The organism is Megasphaera sp., from assembly GCF_047831605.1.
GTDB lineage: Bacteria > Bacillota > Negativicutes > Veillonellales > Megasphaeraceae > Megasphaera > Megasphaera intestinihominis.
Genome location: NZ_CP181255.1, coordinates 302,342 through 322,175, shown reverse-complemented (window position 1 = coordinate 322,175; position 19,834 = coordinate 302,342). Strand labels below are relative to the sequence as shown.

Sequence of the window (19,834 nt, the reverse complement as noted above, 5' to 3'; positions counted from 1 at the left end):
GGGAAATATGAACCGACCTTATGCGAAATTAACGATTACCAAGAAGGGGGAACGGGCTGCCCGCAGCGGCCACCCCTGGGTATATGGCGAAGAAGTGACCCATGTCGAAGGCACGTACCAGACAGGGGACATCGTCGACGTCTACAGCGACAAAGACCGCTATCTCGGCACGGGCTTTGCCAACGACATTTCTAAGATACGCGTGCGTATCGTGTCGCGCAATGCCAACGACCGCTTCGACGAAGCTTTCTGGCAGCGCCGGGTCAAATATGCCCTGGACTACCGCAAGACCGTCATGGGCGATAAAGACTTCGCCTGCTGCCGCCTCATCTTCGGAGACGCCGACGACATGCCGGGCCTGACCGTAGACCGCTATAACGACGTCCTCGTCGCCCAGACCCTGTGCTATGGCATGGACCAAGTCAAACCGGTCATCTTCAAGGCTCTCGTCGACGAACTGGCCGCCATGGGCGTCACCATCCGAGGCATTTATGAACGGAACGACGTCAAAGTCCGCGAACTGGACGGCATGGAAGAGTATAAAGGCTGGTATCAGGCCGACTTCCTGCCCCAGCCGGGCAGCGTCTTGACGACCATCGACGAAAACGGCATCCTCTACGATGTCGATGTGGAAAATGGCCAGAAGACGGGATTCTTCCTGGACCAGAAATACAACCGCCTGGCTGTCGCCAAAATCGCTGCCGGCAAGCATGTCCTGGACTGCTTCACCCATACCGGAGCCTTTGCCCTCAATGCGGCCAAGGGCGGGGCGGCCAGCGTCACAGCCGTCGACATTTCCCAGGAAGCCGTCGACATGACCAACGAAAATATCCGCCGCAACGGCCTGGAAGACATCGTCACGGCCAAGCAGGCCAACGTCTTCGACCTCTTGACCGATCTGGCCGACCACAAGTGCCATGACTATGATTTCATCATCCTCGACCCGCCGGCCTTCACCAAATCGGGTCATACCGTCCACAACGTCATCCGGGGCTACAAGGAAATCAACTTGAAAGCCATGAAACTCCTGCCCCGCGGCGGTTACCTCGCGACCTGTTCGTGCTCCCACTTCATGCGTGACGACCTGTTCCGCCGGATGCTCCACGACGCCGCCAAAGACGCCGGCGTCCGCCTCCGCCAGATCGAAGGGCGCCAGCAGTCGCCGGACCATCCCATCCTCTGGAATGTCCCGGAAACGAATTATCTGAAGTTCTACCTGTTTCAGGTCGTGTGAGATTGGTGGCTCGTGGTTAGTGGTTAGTAACTCGCTGGTTATCCTCATCGTATGTGTAGTCCCTTTCTCACAGAGAAAACCTTTAAATTTAAAACTATCTGCTAACCACTAACTGCTAGCCACTAACAACTTAAAAGGGCTGTCGCGATGCGACAGCCCTTTTATTATTCCCTAAAATGCGTATGTTTTACCCGCCAGGCGGTCATCTTGTTGAACAGCCAGAAGCCGTAGATGCCCAGCGTGATGATAGTGAAGAACCACCATTTGATGTAGCTGCCGAAGAGCTGCAGGCCTGTTCCATCAAAAGTGAGACGCTGACCGTCGATGATCGTATTGCGGCAGATCCAGCGGCGGAACATGACTTCGCCCCAAGGATAGGCGATGCCGAATGTACAAATCGTAAGGATAACTAAGATGAGGCCATAGCCGATAAATCCGAGTACAGACCCTTCAAATTTCGATTCCCTTTGTAATAACATAACAATCCTCCTTTATGATATATATAGAAATATGATACCATATTTTTTGTTTGACCAATAGGAGGGAAGCATGGTAGAATAAAAAGGTACTTGCGAGTGTGGCGGAATGGCAGACGCACCAGACTTAGGATCTGGCGCCTCACGGCGTGAGGGTTCAAGTCCCTCCACTCGCACCAAAAGGGACTGTCGCATGAAGCTTTGTGCTATCGCGTACAGTCCCTTTCTTTTTCAGGGTTGAAGTTTGATTCATGATAGAGGGCGAGCCTGCTGGAGAAAAATCCACAGCCCGTTCTTGCTGGACCGTGTTTCTTTGCCAACTGCGGCCGAAGGCCTTTATCCTCCATTATGCTTGTGTAAAGATTCACAATATTCCCAATTACTATTGGCAAGACCCCTTCAAGTATGATATACTACGCGTGACACATAAGGCAGGTTCTTTTAAAGCGCCGGGTTGGTACCGGAAACGGGCGGATACTGGCGCGGACCGGCCGTGTTTTTGCGTCTTTAATCGTATTGCGACTTGTATCTTGCGAAAGAGCGAGAACGGAGGAAAAACATGGAAAAACAGAATGTTGCTGGCGTCATGCCGGCACGACGCACTTTTTTGTCGATTCGTCAGTTAACGGTTGCCGGTTTCTTATCGGCGATTACGATTTTTTTAGGCCTCACGGGCTATGGTTTCATCCCGCTGGTCATCATGAACGCGACGATCCTTCACATCCCGACTATCATCGGCAGCCTGACGGCAGGCCGCAAGGTCGGCATGATCGTCGGCTTCATGTTCGGTATCTTTTCCTTTATCCGGTCCTTGCAGGCACCGAGCGCGTTGCTGTTGTTTGCTGTACAGTATAACGTCGTTGCCGACGCCTTCATCTGTATCGTACCGCGTATCCTGATCGGCGTCATCGCCTTTGAATTGTACCGTCATCTGAAAATCCGCGAAGTATGGCGCATCGCCGTCACGGCGGTCTTGACGACGGTCTGTCACACGATTCTCTTCCTCGGTTCCTTTACGGCCATCGTCGGCGTCCCTTATGCCGAAGCACAGGGCATCCCCTTCATGAACGTCATCAACATCATGCTGGGCATCACGGCCGTCAATGGCATCCCGGAAGCCATCGTATCGGGCCTGATCATCACGCCGATCGTCATGGCCTTGCACCGCGCCGGATTGAAAGTCGCGTAAGAAGCGTGTGGTCGTTTCGGCTGTCATGCACATGTGGGTGTATCCCTGCTTGAAGTTTGATGTTTGAAGCGAGGGTTTTTAAATTAAAGACCATCCGCTAGCCACTAGCCACTAGCTGCTAACTACTTAAAAGGGTCTGTCGCACGTGCGACAGGCCTTTTTTTCATTCCATGAAATTAGTTAATGCGAAAAGGGGCGCAATGTGATAGAATATGGAATGATGACTGTTTTGTATAACAGAATATGCGAAAGAAATAGAAAGGATTTGTTATGGCTTCGATTTTTTCTCCATTAACTAAAAATATAGGGATTGATTTAGGGACGTCTACGACCCAGGTCTATGTGGAGGGCCGGGGCATCGTCCTGTCTGAACCGTCGGTCATGGCGACAGATGAACGGAACAGCAAGATGATTGCTGTCGGCCGGGCGGCAGAGGACTTATTGTCCCGGTCGCCGGAAACGGTGAAGCTCCATCGGCCTCTGGTCCACGGCGTCATCGCCGATTACAGTGTAACCCGGACGATGCTGGGCTATATCCTCAGCAAGTGCGTCCGCAGCGTCCAGCGCCTGCGCATCATGATCGGCGTGCCTTCGGCGGCGTCGAATGTCGAAAAACGGGCCGTCATGGAAGCCGTCTATCAGGCCGGCGCCAAGGAAGCCTTCCTCATCGAAACGGCGGCTGCTGCGGCTCTCGGCGTGAATCTGCCCGTCTATGATCCGGTCGGCAATATGGTCGTCGACATCGGCGGCGGTACGACCAATGTAGCCATGCTGTCCCTGGGCGGCATCGTCGTATCCAAGTCGCTCCATCTGGGCAGCCTCGATTTCAATGCGGCCATCAAAGATTACCTGCGCTATCAGTACGATATCGTCACTGACGACACGACGGTGGAAGAGATGAAAGTGACCAACGGCTCAGCTGTCCTGCCCCTGGAAGACCGGGGCTATTACTTCATGGGCCGCGGCCTCGATGACGGCCTCCAGCGGGAAATGGCCATCAAATCGAGTGAGCTCTACCACGTCATCGGCAAGCCTCTCATCAAGATCCTCGACCTGGTCAAGGATGTCCTGCGGGAAACGCCGCCGGAACTGGCCGCAGACATTATGGAACATGGCATCGTCCTCACTGGCGGCGGGGCCAAGCTAAAGGGCATGGACCAGCTCTTCACCCAGGAACTGGGCGTGCCGGTCATGCTGGCTTCCGAGCCGGAACTGGCTGTCGCCAAGGGCACGGGCATTGCCGTCGCTGATCGTGATAAATTATCGGCCCTCATCGAAGGGGCACAGCGTATATATAGGAGGAGATTTTAAAATTGTTTTCGTTCGGTAAAAGAAGCGTCGTCTTCGTACTCATCTTATTCATCGTCATTGCGCTTGTCGGCTGGGCCTGGCGCCAGCGCGATTCCCTGCCGTTCATTACCAAGCCGCTGATGACGATCATGTCGCCTTTTGAATACGGTGCCAGCCGCGTCATGGATTCGCTGACCTCGAGCATCCACATCGTCGACGTCAGCTTGAAGAACCGCATTGAATGGGAATCGCTGGAAAAAGAAAATGCCGACCTCAAGAGCCGGACTGTCGACTACGATGAAGTCGTAGCCGAAAACGACCGCCTGCGGGCGCTCCTCAATTTCAAATCGACCCATAATCAGTACCAGCTTCTGGCTGGTTCGGTCATTTCCCGTGACTACGGCACGTGGACCAACACCATGATCATCGATGTCGGCAGCGGCGAAGGCGTCGAAAAAGACATGCCGGTCATCACGCCGAGTGGTGTCGTCGGCTTCATCAGCGACGTCTATCCGCATTCGTCCCGCGTCCAGCTCCTGACGGACCCGCGGACCAGCATCGGTGCCATCGTACAGCGTCCGGAATCGCGCGTTTCCTCTGTCGTCCGCGGCAACGGCAACGTGCCGACGGAACCGCAGTTCGTCAACATCGCCAAGGATGCGGATATCCTGGAAGGGGATACACTGGTCACATCGGGCTTCGGCTCCATCTATCCGAAGGGCCTGCCTATCGGCACCATCGTATCGATCCATCAGAATGAAAATGATTTCGTAAAATATGCCGTCATTCGTCCCAGCGTCGATTTCTCCAAACTGGAAGAAGTCTTCGTCATCTTGAAGTCGGCCGATACCGGGTCCTATGAAAAACCGGAAGTCACGCCGAAACTCGTACCTCAGACGAATCGCGACAAAGTAGAAGGAATTAAAGGAGCCGCGGCATTATGAAGAAACTGAACTGTGTCATGACAGCCTTCATCGTCTTTATTTTGCAGGCTGCCATCCTGCCTTTTATGTTTAACAGCGTGAGCCAGCCTAACCTCATCTTCGTCTTCGTCGTCCTCATGGCCCTCCATCACGGCCAGCGCATCGGCATCATCACGGCCCTCTTGGGCGGATTTTGTCAGGATGTCATTATCGGCAATTTCTTTGGCCTGCACCTGCTGGTCTATCTCATCGTAGCCCTCATCTGCAGCTACCTCGGCCGCGACATCGACAAGGACCAGTGGGTATTGACATTGCTCATCGTCCTCGGGGCGACCGAAGTCGGCCTGGTCCTGACCTGCGGGTTCCTCTTCCTGGCCGGCCAGTACATCAACATCGCCGCCTACTTGTTGGAATTCAGCATCCCTATGCTTGTTTATCACGGAATCCTGGCCCTGCCGGTGGATCACATCGTCTGGCATCTGCGCCGCGACGATGCCTTTTACGGGTTCCCGGGCTATCGCTGGTAAATAAAGGAGATTTAGTTACATGCTTGAAGCGTTATTGAAAAAGAAGAATCAAGATGGCCGTTTCCGCTACCTCTACTGGATCGTCATCGCGATTTTCGTCATCCTCATCAGCCGGCTGGTCTACTTGCAGCTCTTTGCCGGTGAATATTATTATACCCTGGCCGAAGGGAACCGCCTGCGGGCCATCCCCATTGCAGCCATGCGCGGTATCATGTACGACCGCAACGGCCAGATCCTCGTCGGCTCGCGGCCGAGCTTCATGGTGACCTACGTGCCGCCTAAGGACGGCATGAGCGACGAAGAACTGCAGAAACTGGCCGGCATCCTCAACATGCCGGAAGATAAGCTGCGGGAAAAGGTCCAGAAGGTCAAGAGCTCTTACGTGCCGACGGTCCTGGCCAATGACTTGACCCAGGATATCGTCACGAAAATCGAAGAACAGCGCAACGACCTGCCTGGCGTCTCCGTCGACGTCCAGCCGATCCGCTATTATCCGTACAAGATGATGGCCGCCCAGGTCTTTGGCTACGTCGGCCAGATCGATGAAGAAGACGCCAAGCGCCTGGAAGGCGTCGAAGGCGTATCCAACATCACCCAGATTGGCCGGGCCGGCCTGGAAGCCTATTACGATGACCTCCTGCGCGGCAAGGATGGCGGCCGTCAGGTCGAAGTCGACGCCGCCGGCAGTCCGGTCAAGGAAATGGAACGCAAGGACCCCGTAGCCGGTCACAATATGCACCTGACCATCGACCTCTACCTGCAGCAGGCTACGGAACGGGCCATGGACCGCCAGATCGCCAACGGCATCGGCACCCACGGCATCGCTGCCGTCGCCATCGACCCCAATACGGGCGCCGTCCTGGCCATGGCCAGCCGTCCGGCTTACGACCCGAACTGGTTTACCCGGGGCATTACGGAAAAAGAATGGTCCCTCATCAACGACAATCCCAATCACCCCATGGAAAACCGCGTCATTGCCGGCGAATATCCGCCGGGCTCTACGTTCAAGCTGATCACCGGTTCGGCAGCCCTGGAACTCAAGAAAGTCACGCCTGATGAAATGATCTTCGACAGTGGCCGCCACTGGCTGGTCGACATGCGCAACGCCGGCGGCGAAGCCCTGGGCTGGATCAATTTCGTCGAAGCCCTGGCTAAGTCCGATAACGTATACTTCTACGAAATGGGCCGCCGCGTCGGCATTGACGAACTGGCGAAATACGCCCGCATGTTCGGCATGGGCAAGAAGACGGGCATCGCCCTGCGCGGCGAAGCACCGGGCCTGGTCGCCAGTGCGGAATATAAGAAGAAGAATTTCCACGATGAATGGTACCTCGGTGATACGTTCAACTCGGCTATCGGCCAGGGGTTCCAGCTGGTTACGCCGCTCCAGGCAGCCATGATCGTCAGCGAAGTCGCTAACGGCGGCATCCAGTACCGGCCGTTCATCGTCAGCCGTATCGACAACCTCGACGGCACGCCGTATAAGATTTTTGCACCGGAACAGGTCGGCACCCTGTCCGTATCCAAATCGACGCTGGACCTGGTCCGCGAAGGGATGCGTAACGTTGCTGAAGAATCCGGTACAGCTGGTTCCCTGTTCGCCGGCTTCCCCATCCAGGTCGCTGGTAAGACAGGGACGGCGGAAAACTTCGGCGGTACGGACCATGGCTGGTTCGTCGCCTATGCGCCGTATGAACATCCGCGCATCGTCATCGCCGTCCTGACGGAACAGGGTGGTTTCGGGTCCCTGTCGTCCGGCCCGATTGTCCGTTCCATGCTGGAAGCCTACTTCCACGTCGGTGAATACGCCGAAGGCGCACCGAAGGATAAAGACAAGGACGGCAAAGAAAAGGACAACAAGGCCAATAAGAATGCGCAGGATGGGAAGGACAGCAGCCATCGCGATGGGGCTGAGTCTGACCGATAAGTCTTGATGACGGCCTTATCTCATCAGAAAGGAAAGTGATTTCATGTCCCAGCTCATCGCCATCGCCTCCGGCAAGGGAGGCGTCGGCAAGACCCTGATTACGGCGGCCTTGTCTGTCCTCCTGCAGCGCCGGGGCCACCGCGTCCTGGCGGCCGACGCCGACATGGGCCTGCGCAACCTCGACCTGCTCTTCGGTCTGGACGGGTCCATCCATTACGATGCCGCCCAGGCTGCGCGGGGGAAATGCCTGCCCGGCCAGGCTTTGCTGACGGTCGTGCCGGGACTGGATTTCCTGCCGGCCAGCCAGAAGCGGACCTGGGAGCGGATCGACATCCCGTCGTATCAATATGTCCTGGAGTCCCTGTCCGGGTCCTATGACTATACCCTCATCGACTGCCCGCCCGGCCGCGACGGCGCCTATCAGGCGGCGACGGCCCTGGCCGATGAGATCCTGTTCGTCGTCGAACCGTCGCCGTCGTCCCTGCGCGATGCGGTTAAGGTCATGCAGTATGCGGCCCGGCAGAAGCGCTTTCACTACGACGTCATCCTCAACAATTTTTACGCTGACGGCGTCATCACGCCAGACGCAGCCAAAGCCCGTTTGCAGACCGGCCACGTCGCCGGTCTCTTGCCGCATGATGATGGCATCGACCGGGCTGCCGGGGAAGGGCGGATCACCTGTATGGCCGATTCCCTGCCTTTCTGTCAGGCCCTGTCGGCGACGGCAGACTGGCTGGAAACGGGGAAGGCCATCGAGGAAACGGCTCTGACGGCCCTCTTGCCGAAACACCAGGCCCAGGCCGAAGTCTTACCGGGCCTGTCGCTGCAGCGCCGCCGTCAGGAATGCCGGAATTGGCGCCACTATCGTCGATAGGAGAGAGAAATGTTTATTAAACGAGAATGGAAAAATTTAGATAAAGTCATGCTCATCGTGAGCTTCCTCATCGTCTGCATCAGCCTGTGCATCATCGGCAGTGCGACGCATATCAATAAAGGGGCCATCAACTACGACTTCGTCGCAAAACAGGGGGCGGCTTTTGTCGTCGACTTGATGATCATCCTCTTTTTCAGCCGCTTCGATTATGCGAAGCTGAAGAAATACGCCAAGCCCCTGTACATCATCAACCTGCTCATGCTGGTCGCCGTCATGTTCGTCGGTACGTCGGCCCTGGGCGCCCAGCGCTGGATCCAGCTCGGCCCAATCACGCTGCAGCCGTCGGAATTTTCCAAGCTCATCATGATCATCTGCACGGCATCGATCCTCAGCGACCGCGTAGGCCAGCTCAACACATGGCGCCAGGTCCTGCCCATCGGCCTCTACGTCGGGATTCCCTTCCTCCTGGTCTTGAAACAGCCTGACTTGGGGACGAGTCTCGTCTTCCTGGCCATTACCTTCGGCATGCTCTTCGTCGGCCGCATCAAGATGTCCCTCTTGCGCAACGTCTTCCTGGCCGGCGTCGTCCTGGCGCCCGTAGGCTGGCATTTCCTCAAGGATTACCAGAAGTCCCGTATTACGGTCTTCCTCAATCCCAATGCCGACCCCTTTGGCGCCGGCTATCATATCATCCAGTCGAAGATCGCCATCGGTTCGGGCATGCTCTTTGGCAAAGGCCTCTTCCAGGGGACCCAGAGCCAGCTGAACTTCCTGCCGGAAAACCATACGGACTTCATCTTTTCCGTCATCGGCGAAGAACTGGGCTTCCTCGGCTGCGTCTTCCTCTTGTTCCTGTACTTCATCCTCGTCTATCGCGGCCTCATGATCGCCAAGGACTGCAAGGACAGCTTCGGCATGATGCTGGCGACAGGCGTCGTTTCCATGTGGGCTTTCCAGATCCTGGTCAACGTCGGCATGACCTGCGGCATCATGCCGGTCACGGGGATCCCTCTGCCGTTCATGAGCTACGGCGTCAGCGCCTTGACGACCAATATGATGGGCCTGGGCCTCTTACTGAGTATTTACATGCGTCAGCAGACGATGATTTTTTAACCCGCCGTGAAGGAGGAAATTAATTTGTCACATCCCGTGGAGATCGATCCGATTTTACTGAGCAAAGTCAGCAAGCCGGCCCGCTACGTCGGCGGCGAATGGAACAGCGTCGTCAAGGACCACGATGCCGTCAAACTGACCGTTGCCTATTGTTTCCCTGACGTCTACGAAGTCGCCATGAGCCATCTGGGCCTGCGCATCCTCTATGCGCTCCTCAATGAACGGCCCGATGTGGCAGCCGAACGGGTCTACGCGCCCTGGCCGGATATGGAAGAAGTCATGCGCAGCCAGGGCTATCCGCTCTTTTCCCTGGAAACGAAGACGCCTGTGCGCGACTTCGATATGGTCGGCTTTACGCTCCAGTACGAAATGAGCTTTACCAACATCCTCAACATGCTCGATTTGGCCGGCATCCCGCTCTTTGCCAAAGACCGCGGCGACGACATGCCCCTGGTGGCAGCCGGCGGTCCCTGTGCCTACAACGCCGAACCCCTGGCCGATTACATCGACGTCTTTTTCCTGGGCGAATCGGAAGAATCGACGCAGGTCCTGGCCGATACGATCATCGCCTGGAAAGAGCAGGGAAAACCGGGCGGCAAGAAGGGCCTCTTGAAGCAGCTCTCCCAGCAGCCGGGCAACTACGTGCCGTCCTTCTATGAAGCCCAGTACGATGCAAAGGGCGACTTCCAGGGCCTGACCGTCACTGAACCGGGAGCGCCGGCAGAAATCGAGAAATGCGTCGTTTCCGATGTGGAACACGTCTTCTTCCCGACGAAACCGATCGTACCCAACATCGACATCGTCCACAACCGGGCCGTCCTGGAGCTCTTCCGCGGCTGCAGCCGCGGCTGCCGCTTCTGTCAGGCCGGCATGCTCTACCGGCCGGTCCGGGAAAAATCGCCGGAACACCTGGCCGACCTGGCCAAACAGATTATCGCCAATTCGGGCTACAATGAGATTTCCCTCATGAGCCTGAGCTCGGCCGATTATTCCTGCCTGCCCGAACTGGTCGACCAGCTCTTGGACGAATTCAAGGGCCAGAAAGTCAGCGTCAGCCTGCCGTCGCTGCGGGTCGACAGCTTTTCCGTCGATATCGCCAAGAAGGTCCAACAGGTCCGCAAGAGCGGCCTGACCTTTGCGCCCGAAGCCGGGACCCAGCGCCTGCGCGATGTCATCAACAAGGGCGTTACGGAAGAAGATTTGCTGGCAGCCTGTGAAAATGCCTTTGAAAACGGCTGGTCCACGGTCAAGCTCTATTTCATGATGGGCTTGCCGACAGAAACGGACGAAGATCTGGCCGGTATCGCCGACCTGGCCTACAAGGTCCTCAATCTCTACCGCAAAGTGACCCACAAGAACAACGGCAAGGTCACGGTCTCCGTATCGAGCTTCGTACCCAAGTCGCACACGGCCTTCCAGTGGTTCGGCCAGCTGCCGATTGAAGAAATCGAACGGAAACAGCAGTACATCAAGGGTCTCATCAACGACAAACACATTTCCTACCATTACCACGATGCCAAGACGGGCCGCCTGGAAGCGACCTTCGCCCGCGGCGACCGCCGCATGGGCAAAGTCCTCTACGAAGCCTGGAAACTGGGCTGCAAGTTCGACGGCTGGACGGAAATGTTCGATTACGATATGTGGATGAAAGCCTTCGACCTGGCCGGCATCGACCCCGATTACTATGCCGCCCGGACGCGCAGCCTCGACGAAGCCCTGCCCTGGGACCATCTCAGCAACGGCGCCGCCAAGGCCTATTTGAAGCGCGAATGGCAGAAGGCCTCTCGAGCTGAACTGACTCACGACTGCCGCCGCCTGCCCTGTACGGGCTGCGGTGTCTGCCCGAATCTGGGCGTATCCATCATCGACAGAAAGGAAGGGGACGACCATGGAAAGACTACGTTTAGCTGTTAAGAAAGATGGGGCCCTGCAATTCCTGTCGCACCTGGATTTTGCCCGGGCCGTGCGCTACGTCATCATCCGGGCCAAACTGCCTATCTGTTATTCTGAAGGCTTCAATCCGCATATGAAGCTCAGCTTCGCCTCGGCCCTGGGCGTCGGTGTCTCGGCCGATGTGGAATACCTCGACATGGAACTGGCTGAAAAGCTGCCCGTCGCCGACGTCATGGCGCGCATGAACGCCATGTCGCCCCAGGGCTTTGCCGTCCTCGATGGCAAATACGTCGATGCCAAGGCACCGAAGCTGATGGCCATTGCCAATTACGCCGTCTATACCCTGCGCGGCCCGCTGACGGAAGACCTCAGCCAGGACGGACTCAACCAGATTTTGGCGAAATTCAATGACGCAGCCAGCGTCCTCTATGAAAAGGTGTCCCACAAGGGCAAGCACCGCGTGCGTACCATCGACGTCAAGCAGCACGTCGTCGAAGCCGTCCACGGCCATGTGAAGGACGGCAATGTCTATCTGACTGTCGGCATCTATCAGACCGGCGAAGGGGCCATCAAGCCGTCCCAGGTCTGGGAAATCCTGGGCAGCCAATTCGGCCTGCCCATCCACACGGACATGATGCTGGCCCGGCGGACGGGTATTTTCGTCCGCAAGGAAAACGGTCAGAAATATTCGTTATTTGAGGGATGATCATGAAAGGTACACTCTATTGCGTCGGCGTCGGCCCGGGCGACCCGGAACTGCTGACCCTGAAGGCGCTGAAAATCATCAGGACCTGTCCCGTCCTGGCCGTGCCCCAGAGCCGGACCGGCGTCGTCACGGCCCAGGGCATCCTCTTGAAGGCCCTGGACGGCTGCGGCGTTTCCTTAGAAGATAAAATGGTCATCGCCATGGATTTCCCCATGACCCGCGACGACCAGGTCCTCCAGGGAGCCCATGAGAAAGCGGCGCGCCGCCTGCAGGACGAACTCGACCAGGGCCGCGACGTCTGCCTCATCACCTTGGGCTGCCCGACGGTCTACGCGACCAGCATCTACGTCCACCGCCTCGTCCATGAGGCCGGCTACGACACGGAAATCGTGCCCGGCGTGCCCAGTTTCTGCGCCGTCGCCGCCAAGCTCCAGCAGCCGCTGTGCGAAAAGGATGAAGCCCTCATCGTCATCCCCGGAAACAATGCACACCGCAAAGAACTGCTGGCCCTGGAAGGCAGCAAGGTCATCATGAAGCCCTCGGGACGGCTGGCACCAATCCAGGAGGAACTGCGGGACCTGCAGCTCCTCGACAAGGCGTCGATGATCGAACGCTGCGGCCTGCCGGGAGAACGGGTCTATGAAAAAGCGGCTGACGCCAAAGAAACGGGTTATTTCGCCGTCTTGTTAGTGAAATAGCCTGTCTGCGATTACCAATTTGCCCGCACAGGAGGAATGAGAAGATGAAAACAATCGTAGGCAATGTCATGCCAGAAGAAACGCGCATGGCTATCCTGGAGGATGGTCGTCTTCGTGATTTCGCTGTCGAACGCAATGACGACATGCACATTGTCAACCATATCTATAAAGGGACGATTCAGAACATCCTGCCGTCCCTGCAGGCTGCCTTTGTCAACATCGGCCGCCGCAGGAACGCCTTCATCTATATGGGCGACATGTTCCCGCGGGCGGCGTCGAAGGAAGAAATCCAGCAGATGCACCTCTCCGTGGGCCAGTCCGTCCTGGTCCAGGTCATCAAGGACGAACAGGGCATGAAGGGGCCGAAAGTCACGGCCAATATCAGCCTGGCCGGCCGCTACGCCGTCCTCATGCCGACTGTCGATTACATCGGCGTGTCCAAGAAAATCCGCGATGAAGAAGAACGCAACCGCCTGCGCCGCATCGTATCGGAAATCAAGCCCGACGGCATGGGCCTCATCATCCGGACCGTCGCCAAGGGCGTTTCCCGGGAAGAGCTCCTCAAGGACCTGCAGTATCTCCTGGGGACGTGGGACAGCATCCTCCAGCGGTATAAGCGGTCCCGCAAGCCGACCCTCTTATACCGCGAAGCCGACCTGGTCATGCGCATGATCCGCGACCATTTCACGGCCGACGTCAAACAAGTCGTCGTCGACAGCCGCGAAGCTTATGAACGCATCTGCCAGGTCTTTCCCGACCCGGCCTGGCGCAGCCGCGTCCGCCTCTACGAAGGGACGGTGCCCATCTTTGAACAGTACGCCATCGAAGAGAGCCTGACCCACCTCATGTCGCGCATCGTGCCCCTGCCGTCAGGGGGCAATCTGGTCATCGACCACACGGAAGCCCTGACGGTCATCGACGTCAACAGCAGCAAGTACACCGGTAACGGTTCGACCCTGCAGGACACGATTTTCCACGTCAACAAGGAAGCGGCCGTGGAAATCGCCCGCCAGCTGCGCCTGCGCGATATTGGCGGCATCATCATCATCGATTTCATCGACATGGCCCAGCCGACGAAACGCGACGAAATCCTCCAGATCCTGACCCGGGAAACGGCGCAGGACTGCACCAAGACCCGCGTCTTGGGCATGACGGCCCTGAACCTTGTGGAAATCACCCGCAAGAAGGCCCGCCAGAGCCTGTACCAGGTCCAGTTCAGCCCGTGTGACGTCTGCGGCGGTTCAGGCTACCTCTATTCGCCGGAAACCGTGGCCATCCAGATCATCCGCCGCCTGCGCCATATGGTCCAGGTCCGCCACATCAAAGGGGATATCCTCATCGAAGCCCATCCCGACGTCCTGGCCCTGCTCAAGGACAAGAAGCGCAAAGCCGAATGGGAACGGGAGCTGAAGCGGACTCTCTATTTTGAAGAATCACACCATCCGAACCGGGAAGTCTTTTCCATTTTGTCCTACGAGCCCTGATGGGCTGGAAAGGGGAAAGCCTATGTTCACTTCTTGTTACAAAGCTGTTTTCACGTGCCTTTTTTGCGTGACAACAGCTTTTTCTGTCTTTGCCGATTCGCCGCGCGCCGCTTATGAACAGGCCCGGCAGGAAGCCCTCTGTGCCTGGATGGCCATGGCTTCTTACGGCGACAGGCCCGGTCTGGCAGCCCGTCAGGAGCTGGTGCGCCGGGGCTGGCACATCGACAGCCAGGTCCAGAAGGATGATAAATCGGAAGCCAAGTTCCACCTGGTCCGGAAAGGGGACGATACGCTCCTGGCCGTGACCGGAACGGCCAGCCTGGCCGACATCAAGTCCGATTTGAACCTCCATTCCGTCGCCTACGGCGGCACGGCCGGGAAGACAGCTAGAAAGGACGGCGTCCGCCGCGTCCATGCCGGCTTTGACCACTACACGACGACCCTTCTGGCAGCGCCCTATGGTGGCCAGACCGTAGGCCAGGTGCTGGCTGCCGATGCCCATGCACCGAAACGGCTGACCTTGACCGGTCACAGCCTGGGCGGAGCCGTCGCCGTCCTGGCGGCGGCCCGCCTGGCCGACCAGGGTGCGTCGCAGCTCCAGGTCGTGACCTTCGGCGCTCCGGCTGTCGGCAATGACGCCTTTAATGAGGCTTACGGCCGGCGCATCCGGCTGGACCGCATCGTCATGGAGGGCGATCCCGTAGAAAAGGCCGTACAGGCCGTTTCCCGCACGTATGAACAGTTCCCGGACAAGACGGTCTGGCAGGCAGCGCCGACGACGCGCCGCTTTGCCCATGATATAGCCGGATATGCCGACACCGCTCTGCGCCGTTATTACGATGCCAAGACGGCTTATGAAACCTATCTGGGCCATGCTGTGCCAGACGATGGCGGCCGGCCTTTCGGCTCACCGGTCTGGGTCCCGCCCTTGTCCCTGACCCTCGACGAGGCCCTGCAGGCCGATACGCCCTATCTGGAACGGGCTGCCGACGACCAGCTCGGCTACCGCCTGCATCCTGTCTTTGCCCGCAGGGAACAGTCCCTGGGAGAAGCCCTGCGCCAGGCCCGGCAGAACGGCTGCAGCGAGGTCCTGCTCCGCCAGTTCCAGGCGCGGCGCCTCAAGGGAAAAGAATATGACTTTGCCCTCACGTATGACGAAATATGGTACGATGCCCGGACCGGCCTGGTGCGGACGGCCGTGTCCCGCACGACCGATACGGGCAAGATGACACCCATTGAAGCCCTGCTGGCTCTGGCCGGTGCCGACTAGGCGCTTGTACTCCTGTCAGGCTTGTAATATAATGAAATAGAAATATATACAGAAATATACGGATGGTATATACGAAATATAAAATATATTACGACGGGAGATGGACGCATGGAACATCAAATGAACGGGAAGGACCAGGCCGCTTTGACGGCCTGCATCCCCCAGAGCCTGGCCGGGGGAATCTTTATTTATAAAGCCGATGAAGGGGAAACACTGCTCTATGCCAGTGACTATGTCATCGGCTTTTTTGGCTGCGCTTCTTACGAAGAACTGGCCGACTACGTCCATCACAGCTTCCGCGGCATGGTCGACCTGCGGGACCGGGAACTGGTAGAACAGAATATCCGCCAGCAGACGGCGAGCGACGTCTGCCAGACCAGTTATGCCCGCTACCGCGTCATCGCCTGTGACGGTACCGTACGCTATGCAGAACACTTCAGCCGCAAAGTCACCCTGCCCGGCGTGGGTGAGGTCTATTACGTCTTTATCGCCGATTACGACCGCAAATACCTGACCAGCGACATCGACAACATGACCGGCCTGCCCGGGAACCGGCGCTTCCTCCAGTATGTCCGGGACCTCATGGAATCCGGTCAGTCCCTGTCGGGATACTGCCTGGTCTATTTCAACGTCATCAACTTCAAGCTCGTCAATATCCGCTATGGCGTCGCCGTCGGCGATGACTGCCTGAAAGGCCTGGCCACCATGATTCGGGAAACCTTCCCGCAGGGCTTCTTGTCGCGTCGCCGCAATGACCACTTCCAGCTGCTCACGCCGGAAGGGTCTGTGCGGGAAAAGCTGGAAACACTTCATGAATCCATCTGCCAGGTCTATCGCAAGTACCAGCTGGAAATCAAGGCCGGCGTCTACCATTTTCCTGAAAATCAGGTCGTCGACCCGGCTCTGGCCGTGGATTATGCCAAAATCGCCTGCCAGCACATCCGCGATGAAGTGGGCGTCTCCGTCTTGGAATATACCCAGGACCTGCAGAAGCTGATTACGGTCAACAACTACATTGCCGGACACTGTGATGACGCTATTGAGCACGGCTGGATCCAGGTCTATTATCAGCCTGTCATCCGCACCCTGACCGGTGCCGTCTGCGGCATGGAAGCCCTGGCCCGCTGGAATGACCCCGTCGTCGGCTTCCTGTCGCCGGCCCGCTTCATTCCCATCCTGGAAAAGAACCACGACATCTATAAACTCGACTGCTACATCCTGCGCCAGACCTGCCAGGCCCTGCGCCGCCGCCTGGATCAGCAGCTTCCCGTCGTCCCGGTATCCTTCAATTTGTCGCGTCTGGACTTTTTCCTCTGCGACATCTTCCAGGTCGTCGAAGATACGGTCCGGACATATGGCCTGCCGCGGGACCTCATCCATCTGGAAATCACGGAGACCATGCTGGTCCACGATAAAGAAGTCATCAAAGAGGCCCTGGGACGCTTCCTCCAGGCTGGCTACCAAATTCTCATGGACGATTTTGGCAGCGGCTATTCGTCGCTCAACGTCCTCAAGGATTATGACTTCAATATCATCAAGCTGGATACGCATTTCCTCTCGTCGTCGACGGACAAGGCCCGTTCCATCATCGGCAATACCGTCGACATGATCAAGGAAATCGGCAGCCAGAGCCTGGCCGAAGGCGTAGAGACGCAGAAACACGTCGATTTCCTGGCCTCTGTAGGCTGCGATAAGCTCCAGGGCTATTTCTTCAGTAAGCCCATGCCCTGGAACGATTTATTTTCCTATCTGGAAGGCCAGTACCGGTCTTTCGAAGATGCGGCCAGCCGAGCTTATTACGAGAAAACCAGCGCCGCCATCCGCCGGACCCATCAGTCCCTGGCCCTGGTCGAATACGACGGCCAAGCATTCCATCACGTCTATCTCAATCAGGCCTATCGGGATCAGCTGGCCAGTTTCGGCCGCATTACGGCCCTCAGTGCCGAACTGCGCATCAACCGGCCTGGAACGCGGCTTTATGCCCATTTCCGGGACCTCATGGAAGGCCTCAAGCAGAGCGGTCATTTGGAAACGATCTTCCAGTCGGAAAAGGGCTACTACGTCCAGCTCACGGCGGAACTCGTTGCCTCCATGCCGTCGTGCTGGATGCTGACCGTGTCCCTGCACAACCTGACCCTGGACGAACACATCCAGGAGCAGGAGGCGCTGAACGTCCACATTCATGAGCTCTACCGCCTGTACGATGTCATCTACCTCATCGACTTGGACAAATCAGCCGGGATCCCCTTGTTCTCGCGCCATGCCGTAGCCGGGGAACTCATGGAGAAATGCCTCTTCATGCGCCAGTTCCTTCATCACTATGCCCGGAGCTATATCCATCCCGATGACTGCCAGCGCTTCCTGGATTTCACCGATTATACGGCGCTCAAAAGGAAATTATCCCAAGGGGACCAGTCGGATTGCTTCCGCTTCCGCCAGAAAGGAGCGGATGCAGGCTATACGTGGAAAGAGGTCACGTACATCGCCGTTCCCCGGAGCGGTCGGAAATTGGCCCTGGCCTGTGTGCGGCCGGCGCTCTGCTGCCCGGCCTGTCAGCTGCATAAAGGAGGGACCCTTTCATGATGCAAACTATACGGTCCCGCTTTTTGAACGTCATCTGCGGCGTCTCCCTGACGCTGACCCTGGTCTTCGGCAGCCTCTGCGTCTTCCTCGTCGACCGCAGCGAGACGGAAATCGCCGCCAAGACCCTCACTGGCCGGGCCATCCACGCCAGTACGACACTGAATCCAATTTTCATGCAGTCCGAAGACATCGTCCACTATATCGGCCATACCATCGAGCATGAAGTCAAAAATCCCCAGGACTTGCGTAATAAAGCCAACCGCGACCGGCTGGAAGCCATGATTAGCCGGTCTTTTTATAATGCTGTATCCGGCATCGACGGCGTCCAGGGCTATTACCTCCATTACAATGAAGACCTGGCCGGCGGGCCGGACGGCTTCTGGTATACCCGCAAAGATGCGCGTCATGATTTTGTGTCCCAGCCCATTACCTCCGTCGAGGCGTACGGGGAAGCCGACGCGGGCCGGACGAACTGGTATTATCAGCCCTTGCGTGAGAAGAGGGCCTTGTGGACGACACCTTACGTCAATGACAATAATGGTGTCCGCATGATCAGCTACGTCATGCCCGTCTACGTCCAAGGCCAGTTCGTCGCCGTCGTCGGCGTCGATATCGACTTCAACATGCTCTGCGACCTCATCGGCAGCATGAAGGTCTATGACAGCGGATACGGCTTCCTCTTCAAGGACTGGCAGACTTTTTATTTCCATCCCGATGGCAGGGAGGTGGCCTACGAGTTCAAGCCGCGCTTCGATATCGTCAGCCACGGAGAGCTGCTGGAGCAGTCAGCGACGGATACCCATTTGATTCATTATTACTATCAGGGCATTCCCATGGCCATGGGCTTTGCGACCTTGAAGAATGGCATGAAACTGGGCGTGACGGCACCGGAACGGGAAATCTATGCCGGCCGCCAGCTCATGACCTTCGGGATCCTGGCTGTGACCGTCGTCATCGGCCTGTTGTCGACGCTCCTGGCTATCCGGGCGGCGAACCGTATCGTCCGGCCCCTGCATGACATCAGTGAAGCCGCCCGCCGCCTGGGCCGCGGCGAATATGACCAGCCTCTGGACAGTACAGCTCAAGATGAAATCGGGCGGCTTGCCCGCCACATGAACGATACGATGGAACGGATGCGCAAATACGTCGGCGCCATGCAGAAACAGGCCTATCAGGATGCACTGACGGCCGTCAAGAACGTCGCCGCCTACAACAGGAAGGTCTACGACCTCAACCAGAAAATCGCCGCCGGCCAGGCTGCCTTTGCCGTGGTCATGGTCGACTTGAACCAGCTCAAGGACGTCAACGACCGTTTTGGCCACGAAAAGGGGAACATCGCCTTACAGCGCCTGTGCCAGGCCGTCTGCCGCATCTATAAGCACAGCCCGGTCTACCGCATCGGCGGCGACGAATTCGTCGTCATCCTCGAAGGCGAGGACTACGATAACCGGGACGCTTTGTTCCAAAAAGTCCAGGCTTTCGAACGCATCCGCGATTTGAAAGCCGCTCAGCCGTGGACGCAGCTCGCCGCTTCCGTAGGCATGGCCGTCTACGACCAGACTCGCGATGCGGCGTACCAAGCCGTCTTCAACCGGGCTGACACGAAAATGTATGAACAGAAAAAGCACTTGGCTCCACGGTCGTAAA

At 57.4% G+C, this 19,834-nt stretch carries 16 protein-coding genes and 1 tRNA gene; 16 read left to right on the top strand and 1 reads right to left on the bottom strand.

Annotation, left to right across the window (positions count from 1 at the left end; translation table 11 throughout):
• The first annotated feature begins 7 nt into the window (after nt 1–7).
• The gene (locus ACFWUB_RS01615) at nt 8–1,234 is read left to right on the top strand and encodes a class I SAM-dependent rRNA methyltransferase (RefSeq protein ID WP_416184088.1); all 1,227 of its coding nucleotides are present in this window, start codon (nt 8–10) and stop codon (nt 1,232–1,234) included.
• Between the two features lie 164 nt (nt 1,235–1,398).
• Here ACFWUB_RS01615 and ACFWUB_RS01610 read toward each other — a convergent pair whose 3' ends face one another.
• Entirely contained in the window at nt 1,399–1,713 is a 315-nt protein-coding gene (locus ACFWUB_RS01610; protein WP_020310038.1) for a DUF898 family protein, read from the bottom strand.
• A 92-nt stretch (nt 1,714–1,805) separates the two neighbouring features.
• Between ACFWUB_RS01610 and ACFWUB_RS01605 the strand changes: the two genes are divergently transcribed.
• The 15 genes from ACFWUB_RS01605 (at nt 1,806) to ACFWUB_RS01535 (ending at nt 19,833) form a co-directional block, all read left to right on the top strand.
• A tRNA-Leu gene (locus ACFWUB_RS01605) sits at nt 1,806–1,889 on the top strand.
• 380 nt (nt 1,890–2,269) lie between these two features.
• Nucleotides 2,270–2,899, top strand: coding sequence for an ECF transporter S component (locus ACFWUB_RS01600; RefSeq protein WP_020309891.1), 630 nt, complete (start codon nt 2,270–2,272; stop codon nt 2,897–2,899).
• A 270-nt stretch (nt 2,900–3,169) separates the two neighbouring features.
• Nucleotides 3,170–4,210 (top strand): rod shape-determining protein, encoded by a 1,041-nt coding sequence (locus ACFWUB_RS01595; protein WP_292105651.1) that lies wholly within the window; start codon nt 3,170–3,172, stop codon nt 4,208–4,210.
• A gap of 2 nt (nt 4,211–4,212) precedes the next feature.
• Nucleotides 4,213–5,133, top strand: a complete 921-nt coding sequence (gene mreC, locus ACFWUB_RS01590) for a rod shape-determining protein MreC (RefSeq protein ID WP_020309889.1) — start codon at nt 4,213–4,215, stop codon at nt 5,131–5,133.
• Nucleotides 5,130–5,639 (top strand): rod shape-determining protein MreD, encoded by a 510-nt coding sequence (gene mreD, locus ACFWUB_RS01585; protein ID WP_020309888.1) that lies wholly within the window; start codon nt 5,130–5,132, stop codon nt 5,637–5,639. Before mreC ends, mreD begins: the two co-directional genes overlap by 4 nt.
• Before the next feature lie 19 nt (nt 5,640–5,658).
• Nucleotides 5,659–7,566, top strand: a complete 1,908-nt coding sequence (gene mrdA / locus ACFWUB_RS01580; protein ID WP_292261193.1) for a penicillin-binding protein 2 — start codon at nt 5,659–5,661, stop codon at nt 7,564–7,566.
• Nucleotides 7,567–7,609: 43 nt separating this feature from the next.
• A complete protein-coding gene (locus tag ACFWUB_RS01575) occupies nt 7,610–8,440 on the top strand; it encodes an AAA family ATPase (protein WP_416184087.1) in 831 nt (276 codons plus the stop codon).
• A 9-nt stretch (nt 8,441–8,449) separates the two neighbouring features.
• Nucleotides 8,450–9,553 carry a rod shape-determining protein RodA gene (rodA, locus tag ACFWUB_RS01570; RefSeq protein ID WP_298677025.1) on the top strand — a complete coding sequence of 368 codons (1,104 nt, stop codon included), beginning with the start codon at nt 8,450–8,452 and terminating at the stop codon, nt 9,551–9,553.
• Nucleotides 9,554–9,577: 24 nt separating this feature from the next.
• On the top strand, nt 9,578–11,467 hold the full coding sequence (locus ACFWUB_RS01565) for a TIGR03960 family B12-binding radical SAM protein (protein WP_239639554.1): 1,890 nt from the start codon (nt 9,578–9,580) through the stop codon (nt 11,465–11,467).
• Entirely contained in the window at nt 11,442–12,152 is a 711-nt protein-coding gene (locus tag ACFWUB_RS01560; RefSeq protein WP_292261202.1) for a TIGR03936 family radical SAM-associated protein, read from the top strand. The genes ACFWUB_RS01565 and ACFWUB_RS01560 overlap by 26 nt, the downstream gene beginning before the upstream one ends.
• Before the next feature lie 2 nt (nt 12,153–12,154).
• Complete coding sequence (gene cobI / locus ACFWUB_RS01555) at nt 12,155–12,850, top strand: precorrin-2 C(20)-methyltransferase (protein WP_239639553.1); 696 nt, start codon at nt 12,155–12,157, stop codon at nt 12,848–12,850.
• Nucleotides 12,851–12,894: 44 nt separating this feature from the next.
• On the top strand, nt 12,895–14,334 hold the full coding sequence (locus ACFWUB_RS01550) for an Rne/Rng family ribonuclease (protein WP_292105667.1): 1,440 nt from the start codon (nt 12,895–12,897) through the stop codon (nt 14,332–14,334).
• 67 nt (nt 14,335–14,401) lie between these two features.
• The gene (locus tag ACFWUB_RS01545; RefSeq protein ID WP_370856607.1) at nt 14,402–15,604 is read left to right on the top strand and encodes a lipase family protein; all 1,203 of its coding nucleotides are present in this window, start codon (nt 14,402–14,404) and stop codon (nt 15,602–15,604) included.
• A gap of 108 nt (nt 15,605–15,712) precedes the next feature.
• Nucleotides 15,713–18,187: an EAL domain-containing protein gene (locus tag ACFWUB_RS01540; protein ID WP_416184086.1), complete on the top strand. Its 2,475-nt coding sequence runs from the start codon at nt 15,713–15,715 to the stop codon at nt 18,185–18,187.
• Nucleotides 18,184–19,833, top strand: a complete 1,650-nt coding sequence (locus ACFWUB_RS01535) for a diguanylate cyclase (protein WP_416184085.1) — start codon at nt 18,184–18,186, stop codon at nt 19,831–19,833. The genes ACFWUB_RS01540 and ACFWUB_RS01535 overlap by 4 nt, the downstream gene beginning before the upstream one ends.
• Nucleotide 19,834 lies beyond the last annotated feature (1 nt).